This window comes from Allocoleopsis sp. (assembly GCF_036703385.1).
In the GTDB taxonomy this organism is placed as follows: domain Bacteria; phylum Cyanobacteriota; class Cyanobacteriia; order Cyanobacteriales; family Coleofasciculaceae; genus Allocoleopsis.
Genome location: NZ_DATNPA010000199.1, coordinates 1 through 8,001 on the forward strand (window position 1 = coordinate 1; position 8,001 = coordinate 8,001).

An 8,001-nucleotide genomic window follows, 5' to 3' on the forward strand; every position below is an offset into this window, starting at 1 on the left:
CAGCTTACTTCTTGTCCAAATCTCGTGCTAATGCCACAGGCGTTTGAAGTTAGTCTGTATTAGGGAGAGAGCTAATAGTTGAAAATTACAGGTTGCAAGTTAGCTGTTGAACATTCAACCTTTAACTCCTCAACATTCAATTTGTCAACATTAAACACCTCACACTATGGCGATCGCACAAAATCAACCCACTCAAGAAGCCTCTACTTTCAACTGGCGGAAAATAGTTTTACCCATCTCTGTATTTTTGGTCGTTGTCTTCTTCATGGGGCCCGTTCTTTGGCAGGTACTGACCTCATTCAAAGTCAATGCAGATATCTCTGCCGTTCCCTCTATCTACTTTCCTACACAACTCACCCTCGAACACTACCAGTCTTTGTTCATCCGCCGTCCCTTTACCTCCTATATCTTCAACAGCGCCTTTGTTTCCCTCACTTCAACAGTACTAGCGTTGGCATTAGGTGCTCCTGCGGCTTACGCATTAACACGGATGCGACTACCCGGAGAGAACATCATTCTTGCTGCTGTCCTCATCGTCACACTGTTTCCAGCCGTCCTGCTATTTTTGGGACTTTTAGAGGTTGTACGAGTTACCCATTTAGGTAATAACTACTTAGCACTGATTCTTCCTTACACGGCTATTAACTTACCGCTAACGATTTTGGTAATGCGAAGTTTTTTCCAAAAACTACCAAAAGATTTAGAAGATTCTGCTAGAGTAGATGGCTACAATACGGTGCAAATGCTCATTAAAATTGTGTTGCCAATGACCCTGCCAGCACTGGTAACGACTGGCATTCTCACCTTCATCTCTGCCTGGAATGAGTTCATTTTTGCCCTAACGTTTATCACCCGTGAATCAATGAAGACTATACCGGTTGCAACCGCTCAGTTAAGTGGGGCGTCGGCATTTGAAATTCCCTATGGCCCGATCGCAGCTGCTACAGTATTAGGAACGCTGCCATTAGTAGTTCTGGTGCTATTATTCCAGCGTAAGATTGTCCAGGGTTTAACGGCTGGTGCTGTTAAGGGTTGAAGGTTTAAGGGTTGAAAGTTTAAGAGTTGAAGGTTTAAGGTTTAAGGTTTCAGGGTTGAAGGTTGAAAGCCGATGGCAACGATAAAACGATTCGAGGAAATTGAAGCATGGCAAACAGCACGGGAGTTGACGAGATTAGTTTATGCTCTGTCGAACGAGGGAGCATTTGCCCGTGACTTTGGTTTGCGTGACCAGATGCGCCGTGCAGCCGTTTCTATCCTGTCGAATATTGCAGATAGCGAAGCGTTAGCGAGCTTGCGAGCGTCAGGGTTTGAGAGTCGAACACAAGCACTTTTTATTGAGTTTTTAGGACGAGCTAAAGGCTCTGCGGGAGAACTACGTTCTCAGGCATATGTTGCCCTTGATGCTGGCTACTTTAATCAGCCTCAATTTACTCAGGTATTTAACCTAAGCGAGAAGTGCAGCCGCCAAATTACTGGCTTTATCACCTATCTTAAAGCCTACCCCACCAACAACCGACTCCGCGAAAGCAAGGGGGAATATTATATTGATACTGTTGAAAGCTAAACCTCAAAATTCAACTTTCAAATATTCAACTTCCAAACCTTCAACCTCCAACTTCAACCTTCAACCTTCAACTTTCCAACCTTCCAACCCAACCTTCAACCTTCAACTAACTATGGCAAAGCTTGAACTAATAAATCTCAACAAAACCTACAATCCTAAAGTAATTCCTGTCAAAGACATCAGTATAGATGTTGATGAAGGAGAATTTCTGACCCTCCTGGGTCCATCGGGATGTGGAAAATCAACTCTGCTGCGGTTAATTGCTGGGCTGGAACCGGCTACCCGTGGCAAAGTGGTGATTAATGGGCGCGATGTCAGCCATGTTGCACCTGGCAAACGCAACATTGCGATGGTATTTCAAAGCTACGCTCTCTACCCCCACATGACGGTTTATGACAACATTGCCGCTGGTTTGAGGCTACGCAAAATGCCGTCCGATGAAATTCGGCAGCGCGTGCAGGATGTAGCACAGAAGCTGGGACTACAAAACTTGATGGATCGCAAACCAGGTCAGATGTCAGGGGGGCAACGGCAAAGAGTTGCTCTGGGTCGTGCTTTGGTGCGCCAACCCGATGTCTTTTTGCTGGATGAACCATTGAGTAACCTTGATGCCTTGCTACGAGAGCAAGTCCGGGCGGATTTGAAACAGTTATTTGAGAAGCAGCAGGCACCCGTAGTCTACGTAACACACGATCAGACGGAAGCCATGACCCTTTCTAGCAAGGTGGCTGTACTCTACGACGGTAACCTGCAACAGTTGGCACCGCCTCATGAAATCTACACCAGACCGGCTAACCAATTTGTGGCGGGTTTTGTGGGTAGTCCCCAAATGAACTTGTTAAGCCTCAACTGTGAAGGGAATAATGCTGTCTTGGGTGACTTTAGAATTTCTTTGCCAAACCTAGCCACACCACCATCACATATTGTTTTAGGTATCCGTCCAGAAGATGTCCACCTCGTCAAACCTGAGGATACGCTGACGATTCAGGGTGAGATCTTCTTAGTGGAAAATCTAGGGATGCAGAATTTAATTAGCGTTCGGGTGAAGGGTTCAGATTTGAAGATTCGTGCTCTGTTGCCTGCGAGTCAGAGGTGGGAAGGCGAAGATGTGACGCTATCAATGGCACCGCAGGCGATTCATTGGTTTGATGTGAAGACGGGCGATCGCATAATGGGGCGCGATCGCGACTAGGATATCTCCAGCCACCATTCCTAACAAACGGCTCGGTCTCTCAGTCTTGGTTAAGCGGATAACAGCTCTACTCACAAGGCTAGTACAAAAAGGCAGTTCGCGTAGCGTTCTCCTTCTTGAGTAGGCAGAAGGCAGAGGGCAGCAGTAAAAAAGCTTGTACAGTAAGCTTTTTAACCTTTTTCCACTGGATCGTTATTTCTGCCAAACTGGTCTAGGAGTACTTTCGTTCAGGGCTTAATTCAGGGACATCCATCTTAGGCGCTTCTGCAAAGGAAGCGGCTGTTGATGAGGTGACAAACTCCGGTTGAAATTCAGATGCACCGAGGTGGCGATATCCGGCTGCAACAGCGATCGCGATTTCGGGAAAAGTACACCTATTGCTAAAGCCGAAATTCTAACAGACTACTTAATAAATCCTTAGAAACCTAGGAGTAAATCCTCAAGTGAAACCTCTCTTTAGATAGAGAGTTGGCTGCATAATTTCAATAAAAATCTTTGGTGTGCTCTATCAGATAACATCCTCTAAGGAAACCTGGCTGTAGAGTATCCATCAAAAATCAGTAGATTTTCACGAAGATTACTACTTGTAGCAGATAAATTTGAACTCTTAAGGAAAAAAAATAAAACTTAAAAGAATTATATTTTTTTTAAAGTTAACAACATTATTGTTATTACAAAAATTCCAGCCTCGCCTAGAGAACGAATAACCAGCAATTGGTATGGCACATTTTGGCAGAGCGATCAGATCGAAAGCACAGAAGGAGGCAGCCTTGCAAGTGGAAGAAATTGCTGATCAAATAGAAGCCATGCGCGATCGGCTTCGTCGGTGCGCACAGCGCAATCACTTGGTATCGCTACACCAGAACGGAAACCAACTGCCTTTGCCGCTACAAAATTGGCTGGAGGAAGTTTTGCAGGAAGTAAGTGCTTTCTTAGAAGAATTATGGGAAGGTCGCCTGTGCCCTTGGAAGGGCGAACCTTTTGATGCACAGCTGAAACTAACAGCCGTCCCAGACAAAGAACAAGAGCCAGCTTCCCTGCCCTGCGTGCGCGACCTCACTCTTGCCCAGCAAGCCGAGCAAAGGTTGCGAGAGAACGAAGAGCGGTTTCAGTCTTTGAGTGCTTGCTCACCCGTGGGCATTTTTCTCACAGATGTCGAGGGTCAATGTACCTACACTAATCCCCGCTGTCAGTCTATCTGTGGTTTTACTCTTGAGGAAAGCTTGGGAGTGGGTTGGTCGCAGTCGGTCTATCCAGAAGATCGGGAGAGGGTATTTGCCGATTGGTCAGAGAGTACCCGTGAAGGTCGCGAATACTCCGACGAGTTTCGCTTCCAAACCAAGGAAAGTACGGTTCGCTGGGTTCACCTCCGCTCATCCCCGATGTTCTCCGACAAGGGCAAACTCATTGGTCATGTTGGCACAGTCGAAGACATCACCGATCGCAAACAGGCAGCACAGCGGCTTAAAGAAAGCGAGAATCGCTTGCGGACAATCATCGAAACCGAACCAGAATGCGTGAAACTCGTAGCCTCTGACGGTAGCCTACTTGAGCTCAATGCAGCTGGACTTGCCATGATTGAGGCTCCAAGCGCTGAGTCTGTTATCGGTCAGTCCGTTTATTCCCTGATTATTCCAGAGCATAGAGAGGCGTTTATTGCCCTCAACGAGAGTGTTTGCCAGGGTAACAAAGGCACCCTTGAATTCGAGATAATTGGATTGAAAGGGACTCGTCGATGGATGGAAACTCATGCTGTCCCCCTGCGCAATGAATCAGATGGAACACTGGTACACTTAGCGATCGCGCGAGATATCACAGTTCGCAAGCAAGCAGAGGAAGCTCTCAAACAAGCCAAACAAGAATTAGAAATCCGAGTTGAGGAGCGCACGGCCCAATTACAGGCTGCCAATGAGCAATTGTTGAGGGAGATTTGCGATCGCAAACGAGCGGAAGAGGAATTAGAGAAGTCACTCTCTCTACTGCGTGGGACACTTGAAGCGACTGCCGATGGCATTATTGTTAGCCAAAATGGGACACATATAGCGACTGTTAATCAAAAGTTTATCGAAATGTGGGGCATCCCTGAATTTGTCATCGCCTCACGAGAACTCAAGCAACTCGTGCCGTTGCTGTTGGAGCAACTAAAAGACTGCGAAGCCTTTATGTGTACAACACAGGAATTGTTATCCGAACCGGATGCAGAAGGCTACGGTATCTTTGAACTCAAAGATGGGAGAATGTTCGAGCGCTATTCGTTGCCGCAGCGGATAGGAGGAAACATTGTTGGCAGAGTCTGTAGCTTTCGGGATATCACTGAGCGTAAGCAACAAGAGGCGGAACTCGCAGAAAGCCAGCGAAGACTTGCCTCACTGATTAATTCACTTCCCGGTATTGCGTTCTCCTGCTCCAATGACCCGGAATGGTCAATGAGATACCTCAGCGAAGGTTGCCTTAACTTGACTGGCTATACCAGTGAAGAACTCTTAGAAAATGGGGTAGTTTCGTATAACTCTATTACACATCCCGAAGATTTACCAAAAGTTCTGAGTACGCTGGATGAAGCTGTTGCCAGCAAGCAACCTTATGTGATTGAGTATCGCATTCGTACCCAATCAGGTGAAGAGAAATGGGTATGGGAGAAGGGAAGCGGAGTATTTGATAGCAACGGTGAGGTAATAGGAATCGAAGGGTTCATCACTGATATTAGCGATCGCAAGCAGAGCGAAAAAGCCCTTCAAGAAAAAGAACAGTTTCTAGAGTTAGTTCTGGAGAATATCCCCCAGTTCATTTTCTGGAAAGATAAAAATTCAGTCTACTTTGGTTGCAATCGCAACTTCGCCCTGGCTGCTGGCTGTTCCACTCCAGAGGAGATTGTTGGCAAAACCGACTACGATTTGCCTTGGAAGAAGGAGGAAGCAGACTTTTTTCGGGAATGCGACGCCCGTGTGATGGAGACGGATACACCCGAATATCACATCATAGAACCCCAACTCCAAGCGACTGGCAAACAGGCTTGGCTGGATACAAACAAGGTTCCACTTCATGATGCTCAAGGAAATGTAGTCGGCATCCTTGGTACTTATGAAGACATTACTGAACGCAGACTCTCAGAGCTAGAACTTCAACAAAGCGAACAAAAGTACAGAAATCTCTTCCACAATTCCTTAGTGGGGATGTTTCGCAATACACTCGCGGATGGCAAGGTTCTGGATGCGAATAAGGCTGTATTAAAGATGTTTGGCTTCGATTCCTATGAAGGAGTAAGAGCTGTTGATTTGTATGCCAATCCAGCCGATAGGGAGATTCTCAAACAGCAGCTACGAGAGAAAGGATTTGTCGAAAATTTTGAAACCCAAGTTCGCCGAAAAGACGGTTCCCTATTTTGGGCTTCCTACTCTGGCAAATTATATGCAAAACAGGGCTACTTAGAAGGCGTGATGATCGACATCACCGAACGCAAGCAGGCAGAAGAAGCACTCAAGACAGCCAAACAAGAGCTAGAAATTCGAGTTGAGGAGCGTACTACCGAATTAAGGCAAGCGATTAGAAAATTGCAAACTGAGATTGAGGAGCGCAAACGGACGGAGGCGGAACTACAGCGAAGTGAAGCGAGATTTCGCGACTTAGCCTGTCGGGAAACACTGCTCAACCGCCTTGCCAGTCAGATTCGCAACTCCCTTGCCTTGGAGACTATCTTGGAAACCGCTGTACAAGAAATCTACAACCGATTAGCTATTGATGTATGCGTCTTTGCCTGGTACGCGAAAGACGAAACTTCCTCGGGTTGGGATGTGGTTAAAGAGGCCAAAAATCAGGCTCTGCCCAGCTTTGTGGGTTTATATCCCTTAGAAAGCTGGCGTCCTTTTACCTGTAAGCTGAGCGATCGCGAAGAGTTCCAAGTCGATCAGGTCACTCAGAGCCATGACGCTGTGCAGCAGACGCGACTCCCGTATGGTACGACAGCTCTGTTATCACTACCCATTGAGACCCAATCGGGTCAACTGGGAACCCTGACCTGTGGGCGCTTGGTCTCTTGGCAATCTTGGACGGACGAAGAACTGGAACTGCTACAAGCGGTTGCGAATCAACTGGCGATCGGGATTAACCAAGCCCAACTCTACGAACAAAGTCGCATTGCAGCGACTACAGCTCAAACCAAAGCAACTCAACTTGAAGTGGCTCTACGCGAACTTCAGCAAACTCAAGCGCAACTCATCCAGTCGGAAAAAATGTCCTCACTAGGGCAGTTAGTGGCGGGTGTCGCCCATGAAATCAACAATCCACTGAACTTTATCCACGGCAATCTCACCCACGTCAATCAATATGCAAAAGACTTGCTTAATTTAATTCAACTGTACCAGGAGTACTACGCCCGCCCCGCACGAGTAATTCAAGCGGAATCAGAGGCTATTGACCTAGATTTCCTCAAAGAAGACTTACCCAAAATCCTGTCCTCGATGACAATGGGAACCGATCGCATTCGCCAAATAGTCTTATCTTTGCGCAATTTCTCCAGGGCTGAGCAAGCAGAGAGGAAATGGGTAGACATTCATGAGGGTCTTGATAATACCCTACTGATTCTCGGTCACCGCCTGAAAGATAAACCGCATCGTCCCCACATCGAGGTGATCAAAGACTACGGCGACCTACCCTTAGTCAAGGGCTACCCTGGACAGCTGAACCAGGTGTTTATGAATATCCTGAGTAATGCGATCGATGCCATAGAAGAGTGCAATGAAGAGTTGAATGTTGGAACGTTAAAGGTTGAAGGTTCGCCAAATAATCTGCAACTGGCTAAAGAGGAACCTCCAATCGCTTGGATTCGGATTCGCACGGAGCTTAATGGCAACAATCAAGTACTCATTCGGATTGCTGACAACGGCCCTGGGATGACACAGGAGGTACAACGAAAGATTTTCGATCCATTTTTTACTACAAAACCTGTCGGGTCAGGTACAGGTCTAGGAATGTCCATTAGTTATCAGATTGTGGTCGAAAAACACGGGGGTAAATTACACTGTATTTCCATACCTGGTCAGGGTACAGAGTTCTTAATGTCTATTCCAATTCAGCAGCCAAAAAGTAGTGAATTACTTCAGGACGGATTAGTAGGAACGTTGGCTCATGAAGAGGCGATCAACTTGACAGCTTGCTAGTGGACTATAGCAGACAATATAGCAATCCTATTTGATTTTCAAACAAGAGGGGCAAGGGAGAGGTGTTTGCATCTCATTTAGGATGAATG

The 8,001-nt window shown here is 46.6% G+C and carries 4 protein-coding genes; all 4 read left to right on the forward strand.

All coding sequences use genetic code 11. The features are described from left to right. Positions 1-166 precede the first annotated feature (166 nt). The 4 genes from V6C93_RS10055 to V6C93_RS10070 all read left to right on the forward strand — a co-directional run bounded on the left by V6C93_RS10055 (position 167) and on the right by V6C93_RS10070 (position 7,912). On the forward strand, positions 167-1,036 hold the full coding sequence (locus tag V6C93_RS10055) for a carbohydrate ABC transporter permease (RefSeq protein WP_333476522.1): 870 nt from the start codon (positions 167-169) through the stop codon (positions 1,034-1,036). A gap of 72 nt (positions 1,037-1,108) precedes the next feature. Then, entirely contained in the window at positions 1,109-1,564 is a 456-nt protein-coding gene (locus V6C93_RS10060) for a four helix bundle protein (RefSeq protein WP_333476523.1), read from the forward strand. Between the two features lie 112 nt (positions 1,565-1,676). Next, a complete protein-coding gene (locus V6C93_RS10065) occupies positions 1,677-2,756 on the forward strand; it encodes an ABC transporter ATP-binding protein (protein WP_333476524.1) in 1,080 nt (359 codons plus the stop codon). 719 nt (positions 2,757-3,475) lie between these two features. Further along, positions 3,476-7,912, forward strand: coding sequence for a PAS domain S-box protein (locus V6C93_RS10070; protein ID WP_333476525.1), 4,437 nt, complete (start codon positions 3,476-3,478; stop codon positions 7,910-7,912). The last annotated feature ends 89 nt before the right edge of the window (positions 7,913-8,001 follow it).